Origin of the sequence: Pseudalkalibacillus salsuginis, from assembly GCF_021646685.1 — a bacterium.
Lineage (GTDB): Bacteria > Bacillota > Bacilli > Bacillales > Fictibacillaceae > Pseudalkalibacillus > Pseudalkalibacillus salsuginis.
The window spans coordinates 70,752-94,342 of sequence record NZ_JAKJHW010000003.1; the positions used below are offsets into that span (position 1 = coordinate 70,752).

Sequence of the window (23,591 nt, forward strand, 5' to 3'; positions counted from 1 at the left end):
GGTTTTTGCCGTTTAGTTATTTTTATTTCATTAAGGTTTTCTACTTTTGGACAATATTAACTGGAATACTTATATGACTTTTGGAAAAAATCAAATAAACTTGCCTTATCCTTTCACCTCACTATTATGAACTTCTGGGCTTTCGCTTCTATCAGTTATTACAAAAGAAAATTAAAAATGCATTTGCCATTCTTAATATATCTTCTGACAATTTTTCTATTGATGCTCCCTTTTTACATCATGAAACACATGGATTTTCAAGGGCTCATACTAATGAAATTCATTTTACGATTTTATGTTTCCAAAAATATTTGTAGACGATGTCGAAATTCATACATTACGTTCGTCATTATATTGAGTGAGAAATTAGTGTGCTCAAAAAACTTTGAAAGGTGGAAACTAAACATGCATTACACGCTTCTGTTTTATGAAAGCGCGGAGGACTTCTCGCATCGCACTGATCCGTTGCGGAAGAAAGAGTATTTGGCTGGCTGGTCCCACTATGTTAAAGCTTTACGCGAGTCAGGCGTTGTTGTAAGCGGAAACGGACTTCATTCTCCTGAAACCGCGACCTCCCTAAAACGGCATAACGGTAAGATGCTCGTGCAAGATGGGCCGGTGACCGAGACCAAGGAGCAAATTGGCGGAATCTTCGTCATTGATGTACCGGATCTCGATATCGCACTGAAGTGGGCGGCCCGTGGTCCCGTCAATACGGTTGAAGTACGACAAAATATCCCTCCGATGGAGTGACAGATGCTATGGACGCTCACCACGCAATTGAACAAGCTGCTCGCGATTCCTACGGCCGGTTGGTTGCATACTTGACCATACGCTGGCGCGACTTGCACGCAGTGGAAGATGCGCTAGCAGATGCCTTCCTCGCCGCATTGAAAACATGGCATGACAATGGTGTGCCGAATAAGCCCGAGGCGTGGCTGCTTACTGTAGCACGCCGACGGCTTATCGACAGAGCCCGCCATGATCAGGCACAGGACGATGCTATGCAAGCCCTAATCGAGATGGCGAAAGAAGCCCAAGAATTAGCTTTTTCTGACACTGCATTTCCTGATGAACGACTGAAGATGCTGTTTATTTGCGCCCATCCTGCAATCAATCCCCACGTACGTACGCCGCTTATGCTTCAGACTGTGTTAGGAATAGACGCTGCCCGTATCGCGTCGGCATTCCTCGTAAAGCCTGCCACGATGGGACAGCGGCTCACCCGCGCGAAAGCTAAAATACGGGATGGACACATTAGATTCGAACTTCCTGATGCTAAAGAATGGCCACTTCGTCTCGACGCTGTGTTGGAAGCCATCTATGCCGTCTATGGCAGCGGTTGGGACGATGTAGCCGGACTGGACCCGCGTCGCAGGGACCTGGCCCAAGAAGCAATCTATTTGGGCAGGCTTCTCTTGAAGCTCATGCCTGACGAGCCGGAAGTCAATGGATTGATAGCGCTTATGTTGCATTGCGAAGCGCGTCGTGACGCTCGTCGCAATGAGAAAGGAGGTTACGTGCCGCTTACGAAGCAGGATATTTCGCTTTGGTCCGAAACCATGATCGAGGAGGCAGAGCGTTGTCTGGGCCATGCCGCGCAAGCAGGCTGCATAGGCCGCTTCCAACTCGATGCGGCGATTCAATCGGTACATGCTGAGCGTGCACGCACCGGACGTACAGAATGGGAAGAAATTGCCCTGTTATATGAGGGTCTTGTACGTCTTGCACCTACTACTGGCGTGTTGGTCGGACGAGCGGCCGCTGTTGCCGAGGCGCGCGGCGCCGATAAAGGGTTGGCACTACTAAAAGAGATTCCGGCCGAGAGGATCAAGAGCTATCAACCCTTTTGGGCACTTACCGCACACTTATCCAAGCGAATGCAACAAAATGAGCAAGCCCGTTCTGCTTATAGCCGGGCAATCGGATTGTGCACGGATCCGTCTATACGTGAGTTTCTGAAGCAGCAAGCTCGCCAGGTTTAGTGTATGAGGAAGATCGAAATTGTCGCGAAATTAAAATAAAGTTAAACCGTTTAAAAAAACCTACATGAGGGATGAAAATGGGAAATTATATTTTTAAACATTTACAATTTGCTCGGGAAAACACGATTAGTCAAATAGCAGAAGTGAATGATGAGACGTCGCATATCATACCGGAAGGATTCAGCAACAATATTAAATGGAATCTTGGGCATATTTATGTCGTCCATGAAATGTTCGCTTTTCGATCACATGAAGAAAAAATGATGATACCGGATCATTTTACCGAATGGTTCAGTCGAGGTACGAAGCCGGGAGATTGGGGGGAAGGGGTTCCACCGATTGATGAATTCGCCCGGATGCTCGAAAGTCAAGTCAACAGGATCGAACAACTATTGGAACCTCATTTGAATGAAACGGTGGGGAACCTGTTCACAACGTCAACAGGCAGTCTGACATTATCAACAGTGGAAGAATTTCTTAGTTTTTGTTTTTACCATGAAGGCGTACACATTCAAGCGATTAAATCTATCAAACGAATGATTCAACAATGAGATTCGGAAGCTATATGGTTTTCGCGAGGGGAACTTCGTCGTCCCGAACATGCAAAATTATTGAGAAAATAGCATGACGGGGTAAAAACCTGTGTTCATTAAAGGATGGATGCATTCACGAAAAAAGTTCGTCTATGGACGGCGATAAGGTCTTATATAGAATATTCCACTTTTATGTTCACAATTCTGTCTGCTTCTAATTCTCCCAGTTGCACCCTATTCCTATGAAAAACAGTATCAAGAGTAAAAACAAACCCCTCTTCCTGTAGTGAACAAAACAATCAATTGTTCACTACAGGAAGAGGTAAATTCAAACAAACCGGATGGAAGATCAAGAGGTCGCTGTATTTGCTCTCCATCTTCTTCAAAACTGTTTGGTGTTAATTAATACACTGATGATTCAGAAGGTACTTTTGGAACAAAACAAACTCCTTTTGCAAAAGTTAGTTCCGGAAGATTTCAAAGCCTTAACACCGTTAATCTACGCTCATATAAACCCATATGGAACATTTAAGCTAAACATGCAAGAACGTTTACCGATTCAAAAATCTTCCTAAGAATTACGATTCAACGTTTACTTTATGTTGCTTTAAAATAAAGTTGGTTTAAATTGATTACTAATAACATAGATAAACAACCAAAAGGCCAGAGCCTGTTTTTGAAAAAAGTTTTATCGAAACAAGGCTCTTAATATATTTCATGAAACGCTTTTCATAAAAATGTTTGATCATTTTCTTCCTGTGTTATTCCACAATCACGCCCGATTGCGGAAGATCATTTAAGATTGAGTTATTCCTTGATCTCCCAATGTGGATTCCACACTACTTCCCACAAGTGGTCATCTGGGTCTTGAAAGTAACCAGAGTAACCACCCCAAAAAGTGTCATGTGATGGGGCTGTTATAATAGCACCGGCCTTCTTTGCCTGTTCCATTACCTTGTCAACTTCTTCTTTGCTTTCTACATTATGACCAATAGTAAATTCAGTAGAACTAGAAACAGTCTGATTAATCTGAGCGTCATGCGCAATATCTTTGCGCTGAAAAATAGCAAGTTTTATGCCTGATAGTAAGTCGAAAAAAGCAACGGCACCATGCTCAAATTCTTTGCCAACTATACCTTCTGTTGGAAGCCCCAATCCGTCTCGATAGAATTTCAAAGATCTTTCCAAATCATCTACACCTAATGTAATTACTGTAATTCGTGGCTTCATAAAATATCATACCTCCTTATAAATTTGACATAGTTGGGGTTAATAAATAGTATCATTTAGTTTAGCTATTTTAGATTGTAAAAAACGGACACATTTACTTAGTGGCACTGTTTATCTTAAAAACTTGGTTGGGGGACATGCCATAATAACGTCTGAAATTATTGATAAAGTGTGGTTGATCAGAATATCCGTATTTTACAGCAATATTAGTAAATCTATATTGATTACTATTATATAGCTCTTGAAGAAGGCTTTGAAATCTAATGATACCTGAGAGTTCTTTCGGACTCACCCCTAACTCCTTATGAAATGTCCTTCTTATATTCCTTTCACTGTAATTGAGTTTTTCTGCCAAAGAGCGAATTGAAATCATTCCCTTATTAGCATAAATGTATTGCAGACCCGTTTGTAGCAAGTAATTTGGTTTTGATTCGTTTAAAAATAGGAATCTCTTTAACTTTAGTTCAACCTTTGCAATTATTCTTGAAATTCCATTGGCTGATATGATTTCTTCTGTCATAAATGCAGCTTCATCCCCCCATATATCCTCAAGAAATACAGGATTCCCAATAAACTCAGAAACGGGATGCCTTAAAAAACGATATACAGTATCTGAATAAAAGCGAATTCCAAACAAGGAGCATTTTTGAGTAAGATTTATGGCTTCAAATTCAGTCATCAGTCCAACAACAAAGGCTCCTTTTGAAAAAGAGGATGATCTCAGATCAAATATAATATCCGCGCAACCATCCGGTATGATACGGTGCAATTTATTCTGTTCCGATGGATGGAAATCAACGGTCCAATAGCAAGCAACATAAGATTCCAGGCTCTTGTTTGGCAAATATTCTCGATATTGATAATTGGAATCTAACAATTCTTTTTGTAATTTAGGTGGTTGCAAAGGAACATAAAATTGCAAGTTGTTTCCCACCTCCTTTAGACTTTCGGAGTTCCAAACTTCATATTTCATCGTAGGTTTATCGTATCATTTTTGAATTACAAGTTGGTTTCGTTACTCTACAATCTGGACCTTTACAAAAAGAAAGAGCGCGATTCTTATTCTGGAATTGCGCCCGATTGCTGAAGATCTTAACGTAGGATTTTTTCAAAATGTTGGCGAGACCCCCTATAGATATTTAAATCTACAGTAAAAGAAGTATGAAGAAACTGTTCTTGAGTAAAAAAACCTTTAAAATCCTTAAAGATTTTCAGGTTTTGCGCCCGTTCGTTTAAAGATAGTTTCCATCGTCTATTGTACGGTGATATTGCAAATCGCCCCGAGAGTTCTATAAACGACCTATTTACTCATTTTGCTTATTAACGTTGGGTAACCGAATGAACCATTCTTCAAGCGTACCTTTGCGTAGAGGCAATCATCTCTGAGGTCGCCAGCTGGATCGATGAAATTGTTTATAAGGATTGCTTCCAAGTGGTACCCACAGCGCTCCGCAACCCTACAACTGGCACTATTTCTAGTGTCACAACGTATTTCGATGCGATTAGCTTGAAGATTCTTAAAAGCAAATTGAGTCACTCCGTCCACGGCTTCACTCATAAATCCCTGTCTAGAAGCAGATTGCCTAATCCAGTAACCAATTTCAAATTGGCGCACTTGCCAATCTACCCTTACCAGGCTGCAAGTACCTATGAACGCTCCGGAAAGTTTATCTAGTATGTAAAAAGTGAATGTGTCACGCAATAAAAAATTCGCTCGATGTTTACGTGCATTTGCTTCAGTCTCTTCGGTTTCTGGAATATGGTCAGCCCATTTCATCCACTCATGCAGAAATTCATAAGACTCTCTTATTGCCTCATTAACCATTGCTCCATCGCCATTCTGTGGTGCTCGCAATAAAAGTCGTTCGGTTTCAAACTGTTCCGGTATATCAAGAAGAATAGGATTCATGCCATACCCCCCCGTAAATTCTAAATCTTCCCAACTCTTCTTCTACACTCCTGCCTTTTAACTCAATAACAATTATGTCAAATTCCCATCATTTGCACAATGTGTTATTCAAGAATATGACCCTTTAACGGAATAACGTGACTGGTGTTTTAAACATCTTTATTATTTTTTAAACGACTTTATTATGGTGAAACATCAGTCACTTTTAAAAGAGTGGAACGATTCTTGCATGATTATTTAAAGAAAGAAAAAAGCTGCTATAAGGAGTGTTGAAAATGGAATTCAAACGAATGTTAACTACGGTTGATACACACACAGCCGGTGAACCATTAAGGATCATTACAGGTGGATTGCCAATGATAAAAGGGGATTCGATTTTGGAAAAAAGAGCTTATTTTACAGATAATTTGGACACGATTAGGACGGTCTTGATGCATGAGCCAAGGGGCCATCATGGGATGTATGGCTGTATCGTGACCCCACCGGAAAATAAAGACTCGGATTTTGGAGTCTTATTCATGCATAATGAAGGACTAAGCACGATGTGTGGACATGGAATCATTGGCGTTGTTACCGCTGGAATTGAAATGGGGTTCCTTGAAACCAAGGGGGAAGGATCTTCTGTTTATACCATTGATAGTCCCGCAGGTAAAATTACTGCAGAAGCTATATATGGCAATCATAAAGTTTCATCAGTTTCCTTCATTAATGTTCCATCCTTTGTCTATAAGGAAGATTTTGAAATTTCTCTGGATCATATAAACATTAAGGTAGATATCGCTTTTGGTGGAGCATTTTATGCGATTGTCCAGGCCAAAGATCTCGATTTGCAAGTAGAAATCCAACAGCTTTCCAAAATTCAGAAATGGGGAAAATTAATAAAAGAAGAAATTGAAAAGAACGTTGATGTGAAGCACCCTTTGGAAAACAAGCTTCAAGGCATCTATGGGGTCATCTTTTCAGATCAGCCTAAGAAAAAGGGATCACATTTAAGAAATGTTACCGTGTTTGCCGATCAGCAAATCGACCGATCGCCATGTGGGACAGGAACAGCAGCTAGAATGGCCGCTCTATATCAAAAAGGTGAATTAACAGAGAAACAACCGTTTATTCACGAGAGCATCATTACAAGTCAACTGAAAGGTGAAATAATAGAATCTACCAATATTGGACCATTCCATGCCATTATTCCTAAAATCAGTGGAACAGCATTTATTACCGGGAGTCATCAATTTTTTATCGATCCTTCTGATCCCCTTTCGGAAGGTTTCCTATTAGGATGAGTTAGGCTCTACTAGGAAGGTTGAAAAGATTCGTTTTACTTTATACCTTAAGAAAGTACAACTTTTCAGCGATGTAGCTAAACGGCGTAGCAGAAAAGTTAACGAACTAAGTATAGGTGCAGTTAAGGCTTAGCTTTCCCTATGCGGCGGTCGACACATTGATTTAGGTCGAAGGGCGTTTGCGCTTTTCTTGTGATTTACAATGTTAAAAATGACTGGATAGACCAAGAAAATAGAATCCAAGCGTATAAAATACATGTTGAACGGGATAAGGGGCTATGGTGCAAAGCATTATCCCGACAACCAAAGGGAAAACCTTACAACTTTGAAATTATCCCGACAACTCGGAAATTATCTCAACAACCTTACATTTATCCTAACAACTCAAAAAACAAGGAGAAATGATGAATAATCATTAGCCATTGCAGGAATGTATAAATATTTTTACGGTGTATAAATTTTTATACATTATCACGGTTATGATCATTCAAGCTTATTTTCACTTTTTGCAATTGGTATGTGCAACGAAGGCTCAGGTTTCATCATAGGCTTTTTCTTTAGATGGCATGAATCTTGCAATTCTTTTAGGGTGACCAAGATCGATTCTGTTCGAACTTGCATAACCATCAGGAGGGAGTATTTATTATGAAATATTTTGAAGGGATCCATGTTGCACTGGTAACACCGATGACGGAAGACTATGAGGTTGATTACAAAAGACTTTATGAAATTTCAGAGTGGATGATCGAAAAGGGCATACACGGTCTGATTCCTGGTGGTTCACTTGGAGAATATGCCGTACTTTCCAATGACGAAAGAGCAAAGGTTGTAGAAACGGTCATCGATGCGGCGAAAGGTCGTGTACCTGTTTCAGTTGGTTCCGGAGCTCCGGCAACCAGTCAAGTCGTAAAATGGTGTGAACACGCGAAAGGCCTTGGAGCATCAGGGATTATGGCGCTTCCACCGATTAATTACAAGCCGCTGGAACATGAAATCGTGGAACACTATCGCCAGATTTCTAATGTTGGTTTACCCGTTATCGCTTATAACAATCCTAGAGATTATCCGACTGATCTAACACCAGAATTTTTAGCGGAATTAGAAAAAATCGAAAATATAGTTGCCGTTAAAGAATTTTCCGGGGATGTTCGGAGAGTACACGATATTTTGGAAAAGACCAGTTTGGAGGTTCTTATCGGAGTTGACGATCTTTCCTTAGAAGGCCCTTTAATGGGAGCTACAGGTTGGATTGCCGGTGTTCCTAATGCACTTCCTGAGGAGTGCCTTGAGTTGTTCCGACTAGCAAGGGAGGGTAACCTCGAAAAGGCTTTGCCATTGTACCGAAGCCTTTTGCCATTATTCCATTACGATGCAATCCCTCAGTTAGTCCAAGCCATCAAATACATGATGGAGCTTAATGGTCAACCAGTAGGTCCGACGAGACCGCCTCGATTGAAGCTGGATGATAAAACGCACAAGGATATCAAACATTTCTTTGATAAAGCTCGAAGCACCTTACAAAATCAATAATGGACTAGAATCTTTTTTGAGAGGGGATGTAAATCAAATGGAAACAACAAACTGGATCGGAGGAGAGTGGGTCAAGCCTGGAGGTCAGCAACGTGATGTCATGAATCCTTCAAATCTTTCTGAAAAAGTCGGTACCATTCACTTTTCTGATGAAACGGATATGCTCGAGGCGGAGGCTGCTGCCAAAAGGGCTTATCAGAAATGGTCCAAAATGCCCGGGGCGAAGAGGGGTGAAGTCCTTTACGAAATGGCAGCGGTACTGGAAAAAAACATGACAGGGATTGCTAAGTTAGCAAGTTCAGAAATGGGAAAACCCATTACAGAAATGAAAGGGGAGGTTCTCAGAGGCGTCCAATTGCTGCGCTATTATGCAAGTGAAGGTGTCCGATCGCAGGGGAATCTCGTACCCTCATCGGATGTGAATGTTTTGCAATACACCAAGCGTGTTCCATTAGGAGTGGTCGGAATCATTACACCCTGGAATTTTCCTGTCGCTATTCCGATCTGGAAAATGGCTCCAGCATTGATAACCGGAAATACAATACTCTGGAAGCCAGCTGAGCCTGCTTCTCTTACTGCCGTCCGTTTAGGGGAGCTTTTTGCTGAAACCGATCTACCTGAAGGTGTCGTGAATATCGTAATCGGTAAAGGTAGGGAAGTAGGAAATGCACTGTTAGAAAAAACGGAAATAAATGCTGTCAGTTTCACAGGGTCCACCTCCACGGGTCAAAGAGTGGCTTCGATATGCGCAGCTCGTAATATCAAATATCAAACCGAGATGGGCGGTAAAAATGCAGCGATCGTGTTAAAAGATGCAGACTTTCAGAAAGCAGCATCTATGGTGGTGAGCGGAGCATTCCGATCCGCGGGGCAGAAGTGCACAGCGACGAGCCGGATCATTGTTGAAAAGGAAGCCTATGATCCATTTGTCGAAGCATTAAAAGCGGAAATGGAGACCATCAAAGTAAATCATGCTTTGGATGAAAACGCCTATATGGGTCCTGTGGCATCAAAAAGTCAATTTGACAGTGTATCTGAATATTTTTCAGTTGCAAAACAGGAAGCAGAATTGGTTATTGAAAAAGAAATCGAGCAAGGGAACGACAATGGCTATTTTGTTAATCCAATGATCGTGACAGGAGTCACCCCTGATCATAAACTCGTGCAGGAAGAGGTCTTTGGCCCTCTTGCGGTGATCCTTACCGCTGATGATTTTGAGGATGCGATATCATTAGCTAATCAAACTGTATTTGGTTTAAGTGCATCGATTTTCACTCAGGATTTGTCCAAGGCTCATCGGTTCCTCGATGAGGCTGATGCCGGAATGGTAAGAGTGAACCAAGAAACAGCAGGAGTTGAATATCAGGCACCGTTCGGAGGGATGAAAATGTCAAGTTCCCATACTCGTGAACAGGGACAGGCCGCTCTTGATTTCTATACCACTATAAAAACATGTTCGATTAAACATACATTTTAACTTCCTCATAAAATAGAAGGGGCTGTCCCATCACTATTGCTGCCCCTTCTATAAACCTCATATTGAGTTTTCAATACTTGGAATCTTAGTTTGCTTTTTTTCCTGGTAGTAATGATTCCAAAGTTTTTCTATTTTTTTTCGCCCTTTTTGGATATCTGGATGGAATTGGATGATCGATTTCGCCCTTACATCATGGACATGTTCAATTGCTTTTGTCATTTCTTCGAGTTTAATCCGCTTCGTCACTTTTTGTGAGATTGATAACCCTGCTACAACCCCCTGTGCCATCGCAATCTTGGCACTTTCAATACCCGTAATATTACCTGAAACATAAAGGCCATCAACAGGCGTCTCCATTCTTTCGTTATGCAAAGGTATATGACCGCCCAACTCTGGAATGTAATGGAATGGACATCCAGAAATTGCTGCTAACTCCACAAGTGGATAGAGTCCGCCTGCGATACACACGAAGTCTGCCTCTACTATTTTTTCGGCACCTGGTATAGGGTCTCCCTTGGTGTTCAATTTGACTACCTTTACACCTTCCACCTTTTTGTCACCCAAAATTTCGACGACAGCTTGTTTCAATTGGATCGGAACATCCCATATTTTAAAGCCGTTGGATGGATAAAAGCTAAGCCCGATTTTTCTTAAGGCTTTCACACGCATCAACTTGGCTCCCCACTTCATAATGAAACCTGGGGCCAAGTGGGCAGCTTCTGACAAATCATCAATTATTTTGAGGGGGTTGGAGGATTCTGTTGATAACTCATTACGAGGCGGAAGTAGAACTTGATCAACTTGAATACCAGCCAAACGCAGTTCTCTCATGATGGCAAAAGAGAGTATATTCATGCCCACAATAACCCCCTTTTCGCCAACCTTTACACGATGGACATTTGTCATCACCTGGGCTGCTCCGATTGACATCACACCTGGTAATGTCCAGCCAGGGAGAGGTAAAGGTGTTTCTGCAGCTCCTGTAGCTAAGAGTAAATTGGTTGATCGGAACTTGCCTTTGTTTGTGAATACGATCCAATTCCCCTTATCGGATTGTAAGTTGTGGACTGATACACCAAGTTTTACATCTACCCCCAGGTTATCCGCATTGGAAGCCAACACCGAAGCTTCCTTTATACCATTCCACCATTCTCCATCTGGTTCTTCATGGAGCTGCCCCAACAGCCGTCCACCCGGTTTCATAAATTCATCGAGTACCAAAACTTGCAACCCATTACGAGCACACGTATTTGCGGCTGATAACCCAGCAGGTCCTCCACCGATGACAATAACATCAATCATGTCATGAACCTCCTTTTAAGGGGGTTGGGTATTGGGTAAGGGTTTCAATCTTCATTCCTTCTTCTACCGGAGTAAGGCATGCACGGACTATGTCAGAATTTCCAACTTTGACACGACATTCGAAACAATGTCCGATATTGCAGTAAACACCTCTCGGATTTCCACTTTCCTCATGGTAACGAAGTGTACAAATCCCATTAGCAAGTAAGGCGGAGGCAATCGTATCCCCCTCAACAGCGTTATGATTTTTGCCATTGAATGAAAATGAAACCTCCTTATTATCAGCCAAAGTGTCAAGGATCGGATGATTGATAATTCTTTTATTCATTTATATATCACCCAAATTCTTGAATGTGATTGGTCGAATGGGTGGCTGATATTTTAAAGGTATGGAATCTGTAGGATTTATTCCTTCTTTTTGACTTATCAGGTGATCAAGACTGGCTCTGCAAGTCCTTCCTCCACAAACGCCCATCCCAGCACGTGTCCGTAGCTTCAATTCGCGTGAAGAACACTTATACGTTTGTATCGTTTTAAGCAATTCTTCAAGAGTCACCTCTTCACAGCGACATACTACTGTTTGATTTTCTCTCATGTCAGCCCCTCCTTATCACTATTAATTCATGCAAGAATTAAGCCAATAAGTGGATTCCTTTATACGAGAACGCAATGTAAGGTTGATTGTTATTTTCATAGTTTGATCTCGAAATTTGTGTCAAATTATTTTGACAGAGACTAATAATGTTTACATTTAGAAAGTATAAAATACTTTTTTTATATAAGCGCAACTAAGGCGCGCTAAAGGCTTGGCTTTGCCAAGTTTTCTTTACATGTTTTTTCCATCGTAAGCCGAAATGGCGTTATTCTAGATTTGGCACAAAAATTGCATTCTATTTAATTGACTATCCAAAAAAAGGACCGATACGATATGCGAAACATTACAACAGAAGTAGCTGTAATAGGTGGCGGCATTATTGGTGCAGCCATTTCCTACTACCTGACTCAATCAGAAACGGAAGTGATGGTTCTCGAAAAAGGCGGGTTAGTGAGTGGAACCTCTTCAAAATGCGATGGGAATATTTTAGCGATTGATAAAGATCCAGGCTTCGACAGTCAAATGTCCTTAGAAAGCCAGAAGTTAGTTAAGGAGCTTAGTAAAAAGCTTGAGCTGCCGTTTGAGTACAGATCTCCAGGAAGTATTTTAGTTTGTGAAACGGAAGAGGAAATGGAAGCTGCAAGAAAGTGGGTCAGCCGTCAAAGGGATGCAGGCTTGTCTTTTCGAATGCTGGATCGTCAAGATATTCGCCAGGAATCCCCCTATTTAGCTGATGATCTCCCAGGTGGGCTTGAATGCGAGACAGACGCAACAGTCAATCCTTATATGCTTGCTTTTTCGCTCTTTCATGATGCCAAGAAAAAGGGGGCAAAGCTTTTTCCGAATACCGAGGTCAACACGATTAAAAGACAGACGGATGGGACATTCCAAATTGGGACAACGATGGGGACAGTTACAGCAAATAAAGTAATCAATGCAGCAGGGGTTTGGGCAAATCATATTGGTCAAATGCTTGATGTACCTATTCCGATTGTCCCAAGGAAAGGGCATATCATTGTGGCTTCGCGCAGCTCTCCTGTCGGGATGCGCAAAGTGATGGAGTTCGGTTATCTGATCTCGAAATTCGGGGGAGAGCGCCGAGTTGAAGAAGACATCGAAAGATATGGAGCTGCACTCGTTTTTGAGCCGACAGAAAGTCAAAATTTTTTGATCGGAAGCAGTCGCGAGTTCGTTGGGTATGATACGTCAGTCGATTTTGATGTGACACGATGTGTTGCTAAAAGGGCGATCCGATTTTATCCGAAAATGGCTGACATGATGGTGATACGAACTTATGCTGGGCTCCGTCCCTGGACAGAGGACCATTTACCGATCGTTTCTCCTGTCGAAGAGGTTCCAGGCTTTTACATTGCTGCGGGTCATGAAGGAGATGGGATCAGTTTAGCTGCGATTACCGGAAAAGTCATGGCACAACTTGTCATGGGAGAAAAGACTGCCATCCCCATTGAACCGTTGAGCTATGACCGATTTAGAGAGAAGGTGGCAAAAAGATGAAGGCGGATAGACTGTTCACAACGATCGATACCCATACAGGTGGTAATCCTACACGAACTGTCATCAGTGGATTACCGAAGCTAGACGGCCGGACAATGGCTGATAAAATGCTTCATATGAAACATGAATACGATTGGATACGGAAGTTTTTGATGTACGAGCCTCGGGGCCACGAGGTGATGTCTGGGGCATTGATGGTTGAACCATGCCACCCTGATGCAGATATTGGTGTGATCTTTATTGAAACCGGGGGATATTTGCCCATGTGCGGCCACGACACTATAGGCTTTTGTACTGCTCTAGTTGAAACGGGAATGATTAAAGTGAAAGAACCAAAAACTGAACTTACTTTGGACACTCCTGCAGGTCTGGTTAAAGTAACCATTCAAGTGAACGATGGCCATGCGGAACAAGTGACGTTTTGTAATGTACCTTCCTTTTTATTAAAGAGCATTACTGTATACGTTCCGACGATAGGCGAAGTGGATTGTGACATTGCTTATGGGGGAAACTTCTATGCAATCACAGATGCCCAGAAAATAGGATTACCATTAGTTCCTTCCAATGCCAGTAATATCATTGATACCGCTGTTCAACTGCGAGATGCGATCAATCATGCGACTGAGGTTGTTCATCCTGAGTCAAGCTTTATAAAAGGGCTGACTCATATCGAGTTTTTTTCCGAACCTTCGAATCCTGCAGCAACGGTGAAGAACACAGTGGTCGTACCACCTGGTGGAATTGATCGTTCCCCATGCGGAACCGGTACATCTGCGAAGCTGGCGACATTATATGCACACCAAAAAATCGAAATTGGGGAACCCTTCATTCATGAAAGTATAGTCGGAACCCTTTTTCGCGGAAAAATTCTCGAAAAAACCAATGTTGGAGGCTTTTCCGCTGTGTTGACAGAAATTTCCGGAAGAGCTTGGATCATGGGGAAACACACCTTTTTTTCGAACGTAGAAGATGAACTGAATGAAGGTTTTCTATTAATTCCTCCTATGGAAGGTCATTAATAATAATCAACATGCAGAGAGGGGAGGGGAATTTTCGGATAAATGGTGTCTAAGCTAAAAGTTTTTGTTAGCGCTATCAATCATTGAAAGGGGATATTATGGAAAATAACAAGACAAGATTGCCAAATATGGGTGAGGTATTGTTTATATTAGTAGGTTTTGTGATTCTTATCTACCTGTTCATTTCAGTGTTTGAACTACCGATTCAACTCGCATTATTGACATCTTGGTTCTTGATTATGGTATTGGGCTTACGATTGGGACATCAATATGTTTCTATCCAGAAAGGTATGCTGACCGGGATCAGTAATGGCTTAGAAGCAATAATCATCCTTACTACTGTAGGAGCCTTAATCGGTACATGGATTGCTGGGGGTATCGTCCCAAGTATCATTTATTATGGATTAAGCATTATCAATCCATCGATATTCTTGTTTGCTACGGTTTTCATATGTGCGGTTACATCTTTAGCAACCGGTACTTCCTTTGGTACGGCTGGTACGGCAGGAATAGCGATGATGGGGATCGGACATAGTTTCGGAATTCCAGCACCGCTGGTTGCCGGAGCGGTAATATGTGGCGCATATGTCGGTGACAAACTGTCTCCTTTATCAGATACGACGGTCATGACAGCTTCCTTGACTAGAGTGAATTTGTTCGACCACATTCGGTCGATGCTATATGTCAGCGTACCAGCCTTGGCGCTTTCGTCAATCTTGTTTTTGCTGGTCGGGTTCTTTTATGTGGGCCAGAACGTTGATTTGACAAGGGCTGAAGAAGCGATGAATGCCCTTGAAGGGTATTTCAACATTGAATGGTACATGTTGATTCCAGCAGGAATCGTGATCGGACTGCTTGCTTTTAAAAAGCCCTCTATACCTACAATCACATTCGGTGCTTTGCTAGGAGCGATTTGGGCGGCCCTTTTCCAAGATATGACTTTCCTTGAGGGGCTCAAAACATCGTACTCTGGATTCCAAATTGAGTCTGGTGTGGACTTTATGGATAACCTTTTGAATCGAGGGGGTATCGTATCGATGTTGGAAGTTATACTTTTAATCATCCTCGCACTTGGGTTGGGCGGGTTGATGGAAGTGACAGGCATTTTACAGGTCATTTGTAATACATTGCTACAATGGGCTGATAATGCGGGAAAAACGACTGTTTCGACGCTGATTGCAGGTTTTTTCGGAAACTTTTTCGGTGGTGCGGCTTACGTTTCTCTTATCACCGCCAGTAAAATTACTGAGGAAAACTATGATCGCTTACGTATCGATCGCCGGGTTCTTTCGCGGAACACGGAAGCAGGAGGTACCATTACAACCCCGATGGTTCCTTGGTCTGATGGCGGGGTTTATATGGCGACAGTTTTGGGTGTAACAACCCTTTCTTACTTACCGTTCCTATGGTACCATTTCTTAGTTCTTATCATTTCTGTCATTTATGGGTTTAGTGGCAAGTTTGTATGGTATACAGATGGACCTGATAAAAATGTTGAACTCGATTTTCCAAAAAGTAAGAGTCTGTAGATGATTTTTGTGGACTACCTTTTTATAAAAGCTCTTCTTTCAGCATAAGGCACACATTGGTAACATACTTTAACAAGCTTCATTTGATCATTAAAATACTTCACAGATTTTCTTACTCTTTTTTTACAAATAAAACATTTGCTTCCGAATAACGATGCTAACATCTTAATGCCTCCTTATGATATTTAGTATATACATTGTCTTATGATTTTCCTATTTTATGAATGACAAAAATACTCGATAACACATAGTCATTTCCATCTTACTACAATGAGCGTAGAAGATAGGAGTTTCCTCACGTTAGGAAACTCTTATTTTCATTTTTTTACAATAGGATGATAGAACTTCCAATAACGGATATGTATGTGATATTGGTAGGATGAAATGGGAAGGTGGCTGAACGGATGGATAGGAAGAAATGGCTTTCTATATTACTTACCTTAGTGGTATTGTTTGTTGGGTTTGGGATCCAACAGGTTACATATGCAGATGCAGATTCAAATATCGGGAAATTCGAGTACAACGACAACTCCTTGCAGCCGACAAAAACAACCGGATTCCCTCCAAAAGAAAAAGAGAAAGAAGACAAAGGGTTGTTCGGACAGTGAAATTGGTGTGTTAACTATTTGGGGTTTATGAAATTTTGAGAATAAGCGAGTATTTGGAAGGAAAATCAACTTTATTGAGGGAGTGTTCTAAATGTTTAATATCAATGTTGAAGGAGCCGTATATAAGAAAGATAAATGGTTAATTATTGGACGTAGTTTGAAAGAAGGGCACACTGGAGGTCTTCTTTCGCTTGTAGGGGGTACAGTTGAAAATGAAGGTAACTCTATAAATATATTAGAAAGAACATTAAAGAGAGAACTGTTCGAAGAAGTTGGAGCGAAGGTGAAAGAAAAGCTGGACTATGTAAGGAACACTTCATTTAGATTAGATGATGGTAGTGAAGTAATCGATATTGTTTTCCTCTGTGAGTTTGAAGAGGGAGAACCTTTTGTAAAAAGTCCAGATGAAGTTAATGCAGTATTTTGGATGTCAACAGAAGAAATAATTAAACATCCAAAATCTCCAGTTTGGCTAATTGATAGTATAAAGGAAGCTGAGGCTCTACTTAAAAAAACTAATTAAGATAACATAGTGTGTAGTTGAAGAAGTTATATCATAAAAGAGGGTTTTCTGTAATAAGGCTGATTAAAAATCAGTCTAAGAACGATCTTCCCGTTAAGGGCGCGCTTTTACTCTAAACAAGGAAAGTGCCCTTATATGTAAAGGGCCACAACATACGTAGAAAATGATCAAACTTTTTTATTTAGGTTGTGTTTTGATCAAACTTTTTTCAAAACATGATCTTTTTTTGCCTCCCTATATTTACAATTTAATTCCCAAATCACACCATGTCCCTTTTTCTTGATATAGGAATAACGATAATATCGTTAAAAATATTTGTAAAATTCGACCTATTCCAATCATTGGCGAATTGGGGTATAGTATGAAATCGGAAAGCAGCGGTTATCATTAAAAATTTATTTTATTTAAATCATGCAGGAATGAAAAAATACTGCATCGGAGTTGAGCAATATGACGAGTCAGGTTGAAACATTTAAAGTGAGTTTAAGGAATAAGCTCGAGTCTATCGTTCACTTTTGGAATGAATTTATTCAGAACCATCCATTCATTTTACGGGTCTTTACGATTTTTTCTTGGATATCGCTATGTGCCTTCGTACTAAGTTTAATTTTTATGGAAGACTCCAGGAAAATGTTCGTCCAGTTTTTGTGGTCATTTTACGTCATTTTGCAATTTTGGTTGTTATGTCGAAGTAAAACTTTAACTTGGAAGAAGTACACCTACTTCTTTTTGGCAGGGGCATGGTTAATCGCACCGTTGAATTCTTTTATCGTCCGTTTCATTACGGCTATTTTCGGCGGGAGGGAACAAGATGTATGGAGTCAAGCATTTTTAACCCCGATTGCTGAAGAAGTGTTAAAATTAATCCCCATTGGAGTTTATCTGTTTTTGTCACGACGTGCTTCCACATTAAGTTTAAGCGATTATGCGCTTATTGGAGCGGCAACGGGGGCTGGTTTTCAATTTTTTGAGGAAACCTCTCGTCGATTTATTTCTGGAGGTATTTTCGATTATGGTGTGACACTATTTGGAGGGAAAGTGCTTCATTGGGATTTGTTTACACTATTTCCAGGATATTTTGAGGAGGGCTTTTTGCCTGATAAAATGTCTGCAGGACATTCGGTGCTAACCGCTATGGTAACGTTAGGAATCGGTTTAGCAGTGCGGTATAAGAATAAATTTAAACGGTCTACATTTATTTTTCCTGTTATCCTTTTGGTTTGGGCCATTTTTGATCACGCAATATGGAATGCCAGTTACAATGCTCCGGGTTGGTTAACCGGAATCCATGATTTATTAGGAAGCGGATATGCGGCAAAACCGGTATTTTTAATGATGCTCGGTGCTGCGTTACTCATCGATTATTGGGAATTGAACCGAGTAAGAGCGAAGATTCCAATGCTAGATGGGGAAACCTTGATCAATCCTGTTTCTGAAATGTGGAATTTATTCAGATGTATTTTTGAGGAAAGACAGCGTTTTGGATACCTGCTACTTTTTTATCGAGAACGGAGAGAACTAGGATTTACCTTGTTACACGGTAAAACAGAAGCAAGGGAACTTTTATCAGGCATAGAAGCAAATATTCAGAAGTACTACAAAGCATTAATCGTTGTCTTTGTAGCATTATTCTCAGCTATGTTTCTAACTGATTGGGGCGTTACTACCAATGGCCCCGAGGCTTGTATTGCCTGTTTATTTGATAGTCTGCAAAACTGGTGGAATGGTTTATCTGGATTGGAAAAAAGTTTGATAGTCCTTGGAGCATTTGCTTTAACGTTCCCGTTATTAGGATTCTGGTCGGCAATAGGTGCCGTGTCGACTGGAATCGGAATTGCAGCAGGCGGAGGTCAGATTGCAGACATCATCCGCAATCCTAAAAAATACCTTACGCCAGAAACGGCTCTTGCAGTGGGAATTGGTGCACTGTTAAGTCGAATTCCTTTTGGGAAAGCCCTTGTAAAACTAGGTGACTCGGTTTCATCGAAACTAAAACCTTATTTGAAAAAGATCTTTGAATCGTTCACAGGTAAAAGTAACAATAATCATGACCATGACCAGAATTCCTCTGGGAAAAAAGATCCAGAGAATAATAACGATAGAAGTAAAGATGAATCTGAAAAAAATAATGAAACGAATAAGAACGATAATAGTGAAGATGATTCCAAAGAAACTAAGGAAGCGAATAAAAATATTACTTTTAAACCAGGATACGATAAACATTTGGTGGAAGTAGTAGATATTGTTAGGAAAAAAGGCAAGGGCGTAGTTGGAGGACATAATCTCAATCATTTCGAAAAGGCATTTAAAGAGAAAGGCTGGGATTTAGAGGAGTGTATTATTTCAAAAAGAAAGCACCCTTCCATCGAGGGAGTGTATGAAATAGAATATGGCTTACCTAAACTAGATATGGAAGGAAAGCTAATACCTGGAGAGCTTAAGAATGTTTCTCATCCAAAAACTGTTTACGACCCAAACACCATATCAGACGAACAGATACTAAAATGGGGAGAAGAAGCCATGAAAAATGGTAAGGTCGTTGGCGCTGGGAGAGAGATAACAGGTGTTGCCTCTAACGGACTCCAATTTAGAGGCTTTATTGATGAATCAGGAGAAATATCAAATTTCTTCCCTACCCTGGATTAATAATGAAGGAGCTGGAAGCATCGTGGAAGATATGAAGAGAAAATTGATAAGTTATTTCTATGAACATATGGGGGACGGTAAATTTTTACGAATCTTAAGAAGTTATGCGAATGGTGAAGGATATGGTAACGAATATGCGAGGTTTGTGTTTGCTGACTATTATGAAGAGTGGGAAGAAGATTATTTTGGTAAAGAAGGTATAGCCTATTACATTGATCGTCCTGCAGTAGAAGAAGACCAAGAAATTATTTTAGATTATCCAACATTCTATAAATATTTAAGAGAAGATTGTGCTCGTTATCTTAAAGATTATCCACAAGACAAAACAGAAGTAGAAGAACAATTAGAAAGGATTAAAGAAAGATTGAATATACAAGAACCTTGATTAGCTTTTATGCTTTTCAAGGTTTTCTCTATAGCGACATCCTTAGAGACCTTCCTGAAAGAAAAATGAAGAACCTGAATGGGTGGAAGAAATACTTAGTTCAGTTTATAAAGTACTATGATAGTATAAGTTATTCCATTAATGGCAAGATTCTGAAGTAGTGAATTGCGCTCTTTCTTCATGTATAGGGCCAGATTGTGGAATAAGACTTGCAATATGTGATCCTTTTAATTTATGGTTGTTATATTTCAATTGAGGAGTGATTACATGATATTGGAAGCTGTTATGCTTCAAGTTAAACTAGGGATGGAAGAGGAATACGAAGAAGCCTTTCTTAATGCTTCTAAAATTATTTCATCAATGAAAGGTTACATATCTCACGAATTACAACGATGTATAGAGGTAAGAGGGAAGTATTTACTTTTAGTTAAATGGGAGAGTTTAGAAGATCATACAGTAGGCTTTAGACAATCAATTGAATACCTTGCGTGGAAAGAACAGCTTCATCATTTTTATGATCCCTTCCCAATAGTAGAACATTTTGAATCAGTTTAATCTTTCATAAGGATATTTTTTTCTTTATCAATACGCTTTTCCGTTGCAAGAAACGGGCTCTAAAATTTGACATACGCCTGAATTTTAAACTTATGTTTTTAAATAGGTGGTCCCCTTAAGGCCCATCAAATATGTCATTCCACCAAGTATCAAAAAAGGGTGTTCATTAAATAAATATGAGTTTTTTCGAAAACGGAATAATCATAAAAAAGGTCGCATCCTACCCGGTTAGCTTCTCTAGGTGGTTTGCGATCTTTTTCATGTTCTGACTGGTCGCTGTCATCAGTCATTGTGCGTGAACTTTTTCTCGACCATTCCAGTTTAGAAGATAAAGATCCAGAATGGTTCATTGATAGGGAGGGAAAACATTTGTTTTTAACATTTAAAGAAAGTATAAAATACTTTCTTCAATATAAGCGTAACTAAGGCTCAGCCTGCGCTAAAGGCTTGGCTTTACCAAGTTTTCTTAAAAGAAAATTTTGGTCGCGGTGAAGTAATGTCTAGCTCCAACGCCCAACCACTTGGATCACTTCAGTCCTCCTGTGGCGGCAACTGCCTCCTCGTCGGACTTCCAGTGACCTTCGTGGCTGATCAGGGCGCTTGCGCTTTTCTTAATAGGCTGTTGTAGGTTCAACATTGACCTGTTGTTCCAGGGCTGTTTCAAAATCCTGGATGAGGTCATCTGGATTTTCCAGACCGACTGATAATCGCAACAACGAGTTCGTGATTCCCCTCCGTCTCCGCTCCACTTCTGGCATCGCAGCATGTGACATTTTCGCGGGAAAGGAAAGGATAGATTCGACGGCCCCAAGACTAACTGCAAATACAGGCAATTGCGCCTTTGCGACGAGTGATCGTAATACACTTTCATTTTCAAGCTCAAACGAAAGGACTGCCCCTGGACCAGTTGCCTGGCTTTTTTGCAATTGATACCCATTGTGATCTGGGAGTCCGGGATAATAGACGTGCTTTACCAATGGATGTCCCTGGAGATGGCGGGCGATTTTTCCGGCAGATTCCATCGATTTTTCAAGTCTTACATGAAGTGTTTTCAATCCGCGGAGTACCAGCCATGAGTCTTGAGCTCCGAGGACTGCGCCGAATGAGTTTTGCAAAAATGCCAATCTTTCTCCGATCGCCTTATCTTTAACGACGGCAAGACCGGCTACGACATCACTATGGCCTGACAAAAATTTAGTCGCGCTGTGCAATACGATATCGGCTCCAAGTGCCAAAGGCTTTTGAATAGCTGGGGTCAAGAACGTATTATCGACAAAGGTAAGGGCGCCTGCTTGTTTCGCCAGCTTTGCAATCGATTCGATATCTGAAACCTTCAGCAATGGATTCGAAGGTGTCTCTACATAAACCACTTTTGTATTTGGACGGATCTGCTTTTCAACCTCTGAAAGTTCGGTCATATCCACAAATGTATGATCAATTCCGTATCTTGATAGTACCTCTGTTACCATACGATAGGTACCGCCGTACACGTCTTCAGAGATGAGAACGTGGTCACCCTGAGACAAAAGGAGGAAAGCGGTTGAGATCGCAGACATACCAGATGCAAAAGCGAAACCTCTCGTCCCTTCTTCCAGCGAGGCGATTGTATCCTCCAATGCCTCCCTTGTCGGATTTAATGAACGGCTGTAATCGTATTTTCCGAACTGGTCGATATCAAACTGGTGATAGGTAGAAGAAGGATGGATCGGTACACTGACAGAGCCTGTCGTCTGATCGATCTTATGCTCATTGTGAAGCAGCTTCGTTTCAAATGAAAGTTGATTTTGGTGGCTCATATTAATACCTCCGTACATGCTTTTGTTAAGGATTGCTCTAAATCGTTGATCAGGTCCTCTGTATCTTCTATCCCAACAGAAAACCGGAGCAGTCTGTTACAGACACCGTTTTTTGTTCGAATTTCTTCGGGTATATCTGCATGTGTCTGGGTGGCAGGATAGGTGATGAAGCTTTCAACCCCTCCTAAGCTTTCTGCAAAGGTTATCAGCGATAGGGCTTGTAAAAGCGGATTGACACAGGATTCGTCGATGATCCGGAAAGAGAGCATTCCGCCTCGACCGGGGTACAGCACATCGGTGACAGCCTTGTGTTTTGACAAGTAGTCAGCAATCCGCTGCGCGTTCACCTGATGTTTTTCCATGCGTAATGATAATGTTTTCATACCTCTCATCAACAACCAGGAATCGAAGGGGCTCAAGACAGCACCTACGGCATTATGGTGGTCTGCCAATGAGTCGCACAGTTCTTTTCCCTTCGCGACGATCAGCCCTGCGAGCACGTCGTTATGACCTCCCAAATATTTGGTGGCACTATGGATGACGATATCCGCCCCAAGCTCGATCGGTCGTTGCAATAGAGGTGTGTAGAATGTGTTGTCGACAATGAGTAACAATCCATGTTCCCTGGCGATCGCAGCAACGGTTGGTATATCTGTTTCTTCCATAAGTGGATTGGTCGGCGTCTCGATGAAAATCGCTTTCGTTTGGTTTGTGACGGCTTTTTCAATTGACGTTGTGTCTAACGTATCAACATACCTGCAGTTAAGCCCCCATTTGCGGAAACCTTTTTCAAATAACCGGTAAGTTCCGCCATATAAATCTTTACAAACGATAAATTCGTCTCCTGACTGGAATAATGAGAGTAAGGTCATGATGGCAGCCATCCCGGAACTGCAGGCAAATCCTTGTTCACCGCCTTCAAGGTCGGCGATGGTCTTTTCAAGAACCTTTCGTGTTGGATTTCCTGTCCGGATATAATCATAATCGGTCGGTTGGCCGATTCCATCGTGTCGATAGGCAGTTGAAAAGTATACTGGTGGATTGACCGTTCCTGTGACGCTCTCACTGCGGTTTCCGATCTGTGCTAGTTTCGTCTCAAATTTATACATCAATAATCCTCCTTAGTTGATAAAACACCTTAAAAAAGAAAAAAGCCTTCCTAAGAAGAAGA

Annotated in this window: 22 protein-coding genes and 1 pseudogene; 15 read left to right on the forward strand and 8 right to left on the reverse strand. The window is 41.2% G+C overall.

Going from position 1 to position 23,591, the window contains the following annotated elements; all coding sequences use genetic code 11:
- Positions 1-405: 405 nt before the first annotated feature.
- The 4 genes and pseudogenes from L1611_RS09800 to L1611_RS09815 form a co-directional block, all read left to right on the forward strand.
- Positions 406-753, forward strand: coding sequence for a YciI family protein (locus L1611_RS09800; RefSeq protein WP_236312918.1), 348 nt, complete (start codon positions 406-408; stop codon positions 751-753).
- A gap of 8 nt (positions 754-761) precedes the next feature.
- Positions 762-1,985, forward strand: coding sequence for an RNA polymerase sigma factor (locus L1611_RS09805; protein WP_236312919.1), 1,224 nt, complete (start codon positions 762-764; stop codon positions 1,983-1,985).
- Between the two features lie 77 nt (positions 1,986-2,062).
- Positions 2,063-2,536: a DinB family protein gene (locus L1611_RS09810; protein ID WP_236312920.1), complete on the forward strand. Its 474-nt coding sequence runs from the start codon at positions 2,063-2,065 to the stop codon at positions 2,534-2,536.
- Between the two features lie 308 nt (positions 2,537-2,844).
- Positions 2,845-3,093 (forward strand): annotated as a pseudogene (locus tag L1611_RS09815) (Tn3 family transposase); the annotation flags it as partial.
- A gap of 232 nt (positions 3,094-3,325) precedes the next feature.
- Here the strand turns inward: L1611_RS09815 and L1611_RS09820 are convergent.
- The 3 genes from L1611_RS09820 to L1611_RS09830 form a co-directional block, all read right to left on the reverse strand.
- Positions 3,326-3,748 (reverse strand): VOC family protein, encoded by a 423-nt coding sequence (locus L1611_RS09820; protein WP_236312921.1) that lies wholly within the window; start codon positions 3,746-3,748, stop codon positions 3,326-3,328.
- 94 nt (positions 3,749-3,842) lie between these two features.
- Positions 3,843-4,670 carry a helix-turn-helix transcriptional regulator gene (locus L1611_RS09825; protein ID WP_236312922.1) on the reverse strand — a complete coding sequence of 276 codons (828 nt, stop codon included), beginning with the start codon at positions 4,668-4,670 and terminating at the stop codon, positions 3,843-3,845.
- A gap of 378 nt (positions 4,671-5,048) precedes the next feature.
- Positions 5,049-5,657, reverse strand: a complete 609-nt coding sequence (locus L1611_RS09830; protein WP_236312923.1) for a GNAT family N-acetyltransferase — start codon at positions 5,655-5,657, stop codon at positions 5,049-5,051.
- 275 nt (positions 5,658-5,932) lie between these two features.
- On the opposite strand from L1611_RS09830, the gene L1611_RS09835 reads away from it, so the two are divergent.
- The 3 genes from L1611_RS09835 to L1611_RS09845 all read left to right on the forward strand — a co-directional run bounded on the left by L1611_RS09835 (position 5,933) and on the right by L1611_RS09845 (position 9,947).
- On the forward strand, positions 5,933-6,940 hold the full coding sequence (locus tag L1611_RS09835; protein ID WP_236312924.1) for a proline racemase family protein: 1,008 nt from the start codon (positions 5,933-5,935) through the stop codon (positions 6,938-6,940).
- A gap of 645 nt (positions 6,941-7,585) precedes the next feature.
- Entirely contained in the window at positions 7,586-8,470 is an 885-nt protein-coding gene (locus L1611_RS09840; protein WP_236312925.1) for a dihydrodipicolinate synthase family protein, read from the forward strand.
- Positions 8,471-8,507: 37 nt separating this feature from the next.
- Positions 8,508-9,947, forward strand: a complete 1,440-nt coding sequence (locus L1611_RS09845) for an aldehyde dehydrogenase family protein (protein WP_236312926.1) — start codon at positions 8,508-8,510, stop codon at positions 9,945-9,947.
- A gap of 57 nt (positions 9,948-10,004) precedes the next feature.
- Here the strand turns inward: L1611_RS09845 and L1611_RS09850 are convergent, their stop codons facing one another.
- The 3 genes from L1611_RS09850 to L1611_RS09860 are packed head-to-tail and all read right to left on the reverse strand — an operon-like array spanning position 10,005 to position 11,844.
- Positions 10,005-11,249 carry an NAD(P)/FAD-dependent oxidoreductase gene (locus L1611_RS09850; protein WP_236312927.1) on the reverse strand — a complete coding sequence of 415 codons (1,245 nt, stop codon included), beginning with the start codon at positions 11,247-11,249 and terminating at the stop codon, positions 10,005-10,007.
- A gap of 1 nt (position 11,250) precedes the next feature.
- On the reverse strand, positions 11,251-11,577 hold the full coding sequence (locus tag L1611_RS09855) for a (2Fe-2S)-binding protein (RefSeq protein ID WP_236312928.1): 327 nt from the start codon (positions 11,575-11,577) through the stop codon (positions 11,251-11,253).
- On the reverse strand, positions 11,578-11,844 hold the full coding sequence (locus tag L1611_RS09860) for a (2Fe-2S)-binding protein (protein WP_236312929.1): 267 nt from the start codon (positions 11,842-11,844) through the stop codon (positions 11,578-11,580). It lies immediately after the preceding gene.
- A gap of 333 nt (positions 11,845-12,177) precedes the next feature.
- Here L1611_RS09860 and L1611_RS09865 point away from each other — a divergent pair, with 333 nt between their 5' ends.
- The 8 genes from L1611_RS09865 (at position 12,178) to L1611_RS09900 (ending at position 20,624) form a co-directional block, all read left to right on the forward strand.
- Positions 12,178-13,359 carry an NAD(P)/FAD-dependent oxidoreductase gene (locus L1611_RS09865; protein WP_236312930.1) on the forward strand — a complete coding sequence of 394 codons (1,182 nt, stop codon included), beginning with the start codon at positions 12,178-12,180 and terminating at the stop codon, positions 13,357-13,359.
- A complete protein-coding gene (locus tag L1611_RS09870) occupies positions 13,356-14,378 on the forward strand; it encodes a proline racemase family protein (RefSeq protein WP_236312931.1) in 1,023 nt (340 codons plus the stop codon). Before L1611_RS09865 ends, L1611_RS09870 begins: the two co-directional genes overlap by 4 nt.
- 98 nt (positions 14,379-14,476) lie before the next feature.
- The gene (gene nhaC / locus L1611_RS09875) at positions 14,477-15,907 is read left to right on the forward strand and encodes a Na+/H+ antiporter NhaC (protein ID WP_236312932.1); all 1,431 of its coding nucleotides are present in this window, start codon (positions 14,477-14,479) and stop codon (positions 15,905-15,907) included.
- Between the two features lie 404 nt (positions 15,908-16,311).
- Positions 16,312-16,515 carry a hypothetical protein gene (locus tag L1611_RS09880; RefSeq protein WP_236312933.1) on the forward strand — a complete coding sequence of 68 codons (204 nt, stop codon included), beginning with the start codon at positions 16,312-16,314 and terminating at the stop codon, positions 16,513-16,515.
- A 91-nt stretch (positions 16,516-16,606) separates the two neighbouring features.
- Complete coding sequence (locus L1611_RS09885) at positions 16,607-17,038, forward strand: NUDIX hydrolase (protein ID WP_236312934.1); 432 nt, start codon at positions 16,607-16,609, stop codon at positions 17,036-17,038.
- A 450-nt stretch (positions 17,039-17,488) separates the two neighbouring features.
- Positions 17,489-19,684: a PrsW family glutamic-type intramembrane protease gene (locus L1611_RS09890; protein ID WP_236312935.1), complete on the forward strand. Its 2,196-nt coding sequence runs from the start codon at positions 17,489-17,491 to the stop codon at positions 19,682-19,684.
- Positions 19,641-20,069 (forward strand): ribonuclease toxin immunity protein CdiI, encoded by a 429-nt coding sequence (cdiI, locus tag L1611_RS09895; RefSeq protein WP_236312936.1) that lies wholly within the window; start codon positions 19,641-19,643, stop codon positions 20,067-20,069. Before L1611_RS09890 ends, cdiI begins: the two co-directional genes overlap by 44 nt.
- A gap of 267 nt (positions 20,070-20,336) precedes the next feature.
- Entirely contained in the window at positions 20,337-20,624 is a 288-nt protein-coding gene (locus L1611_RS09900; RefSeq protein WP_236312937.1) for an antibiotic biosynthesis monooxygenase family protein, read from the forward strand.
- A 611-nt stretch (positions 20,625-21,235) separates the two neighbouring features.
- On the opposite strand, the gene metC is transcribed toward L1611_RS09900, so the two are convergent.
- Both metC and L1611_RS09910 read right to left on the reverse strand, forming a co-directional pair.
- On the reverse strand, positions 21,236-22,420 hold the full coding sequence (gene metC / locus L1611_RS09905) for a cystathionine beta-lyase (RefSeq protein WP_236312938.1): 1,185 nt from the start codon (positions 22,418-22,420) through the stop codon (positions 21,236-21,238).
- Entirely contained in the window at positions 22,417-23,529 is a 1,113-nt protein-coding gene (locus L1611_RS09910; protein ID WP_236312939.1) for a methionine biosynthesis PLP-dependent protein, read from the reverse strand. The genes metC and L1611_RS09910 overlap by 4 nt, the downstream gene beginning before the upstream one ends.
- Positions 23,530-23,591: the final 62 nt, after the last annotated feature.

What these genes read in the sequence shown, in the direction of transcription:
- cdiI (WP_236312936.1), top strand. Translation starts at nt 19,641, where the DNA reads ATGAATCAGGAGAAATATCAAATTTCTTCCCTACCCTGGATTAATAAT.
- L1611_RS09860 (WP_236312929.1), bottom strand. Translation starts at nt 11,844, where the DNA reads ATGAGAGAAAATCAAACAGTAGTATGTCGCTGTGAAGAGGTGACTCTT.
- L1611_RS09800 (WP_236312918.1), top strand. Translation starts at nt 406, where the DNA reads ATGCATTACACGCTTCTGTTTTATGAAAGCGCGGAGGACTTCTCGCAT.
- L1611_RS09910 (WP_236312939.1), bottom strand. Translation starts at nt 23,529, where the DNA reads ATGTATAAATTTGAGACGAAACTAGCACAGATCGGAAACCGCAGTGAG.
- L1611_RS09805 (WP_236312919.1), top strand. Translation starts at nt 762, where the DNA reads ATGGACGCTCACCACGCAATTGAACAAGCTGCTCGCGATTCCTACGGC.
- metC (WP_236312938.1), bottom strand. Translation starts at nt 22,420, where the DNA reads ATGAGCCACCAAAATCAACTTTCATTTGAAACGAAGCTGCTTCACAAT.
- L1611_RS09850 (WP_236312927.1), bottom strand. Translation starts at nt 11,249, where the DNA reads ATGATTGATGTTATTGTCATCGGTGGAGGACCTGCTGGGTTATCAGCC.
- L1611_RS09870 (WP_236312931.1), top strand. Translation starts at nt 13,356, where the DNA reads ATGAAGGCGGATAGACTGTTCACAACGATCGATACCCATACAGGTGGT.
- nhaC (WP_236312932.1), top strand. Translation starts at nt 14,477, where the DNA reads ATGGAAAATAACAAGACAAGATTGCCAAATATGGGTGAGGTATTGTTT.
- L1611_RS09810 (WP_236312920.1), top strand. Translation starts at nt 2,063, where the DNA reads ATGGGAAATTATATTTTTAAACATTTACAATTTGCTCGGGAAAACACG.
- L1611_RS09835 (WP_236312924.1), top strand. Translation starts at nt 5,933, where the DNA reads ATGGAATTCAAACGAATGTTAACTACGGTTGATACACACACAGCCGGT.
- L1611_RS09900 (WP_236312937.1), top strand. Translation starts at nt 20,337, where the DNA reads ATGATATTGGAAGCTGTTATGCTTCAAGTTAAACTAGGGATGGAAGAG.
- L1611_RS09885 (WP_236312934.1), top strand. Translation starts at nt 16,607, where the DNA reads ATGTTTAATATCAATGTTGAAGGAGCCGTATATAAGAAAGATAAATGG.
- L1611_RS09840 (WP_236312925.1), top strand. Translation starts at nt 7,586, where the DNA reads ATGAAATATTTTGAAGGGATCCATGTTGCACTGGTAACACCGATGACG.
- L1611_RS09845 (WP_236312926.1), top strand. Translation starts at nt 8,508, where the DNA reads ATGGAAACAACAAACTGGATCGGAGGAGAGTGGGTCAAGCCTGGAGGT.
- L1611_RS09855 (WP_236312928.1), bottom strand. Translation starts at nt 11,577, where the DNA reads ATGAATAAAAGAATTATCAATCATCCGATCCTTGACACTTTGGCTGAT.
- L1611_RS09890 (WP_236312935.1), top strand. Translation starts at nt 17,489, where the DNA reads ATGACGAGTCAGGTTGAAACATTTAAAGTGAGTTTAAGGAATAAGCTC.
- L1611_RS09880 (WP_236312933.1), top strand. Translation starts at nt 16,312, where the DNA reads ATGGATAGGAAGAAATGGCTTTCTATATTACTTACCTTAGTGGTATTG.
- L1611_RS09820 (WP_236312921.1), bottom strand. Translation starts at nt 3,748, where the DNA reads ATGAAGCCACGAATTACAGTAATTACATTAGGTGTAGATGATTTGGAA.
- L1611_RS09865 (WP_236312930.1), top strand. Translation starts at nt 12,178, where the DNA reads ATGCGAAACATTACAACAGAAGTAGCTGTAATAGGTGGCGGCATTATT.
- L1611_RS09830 (WP_236312923.1), bottom strand. Translation starts at nt 5,657, where the DNA reads ATGAATCCTATTCTTCTTGATATACCGGAACAGTTTGAAACCGAACGA.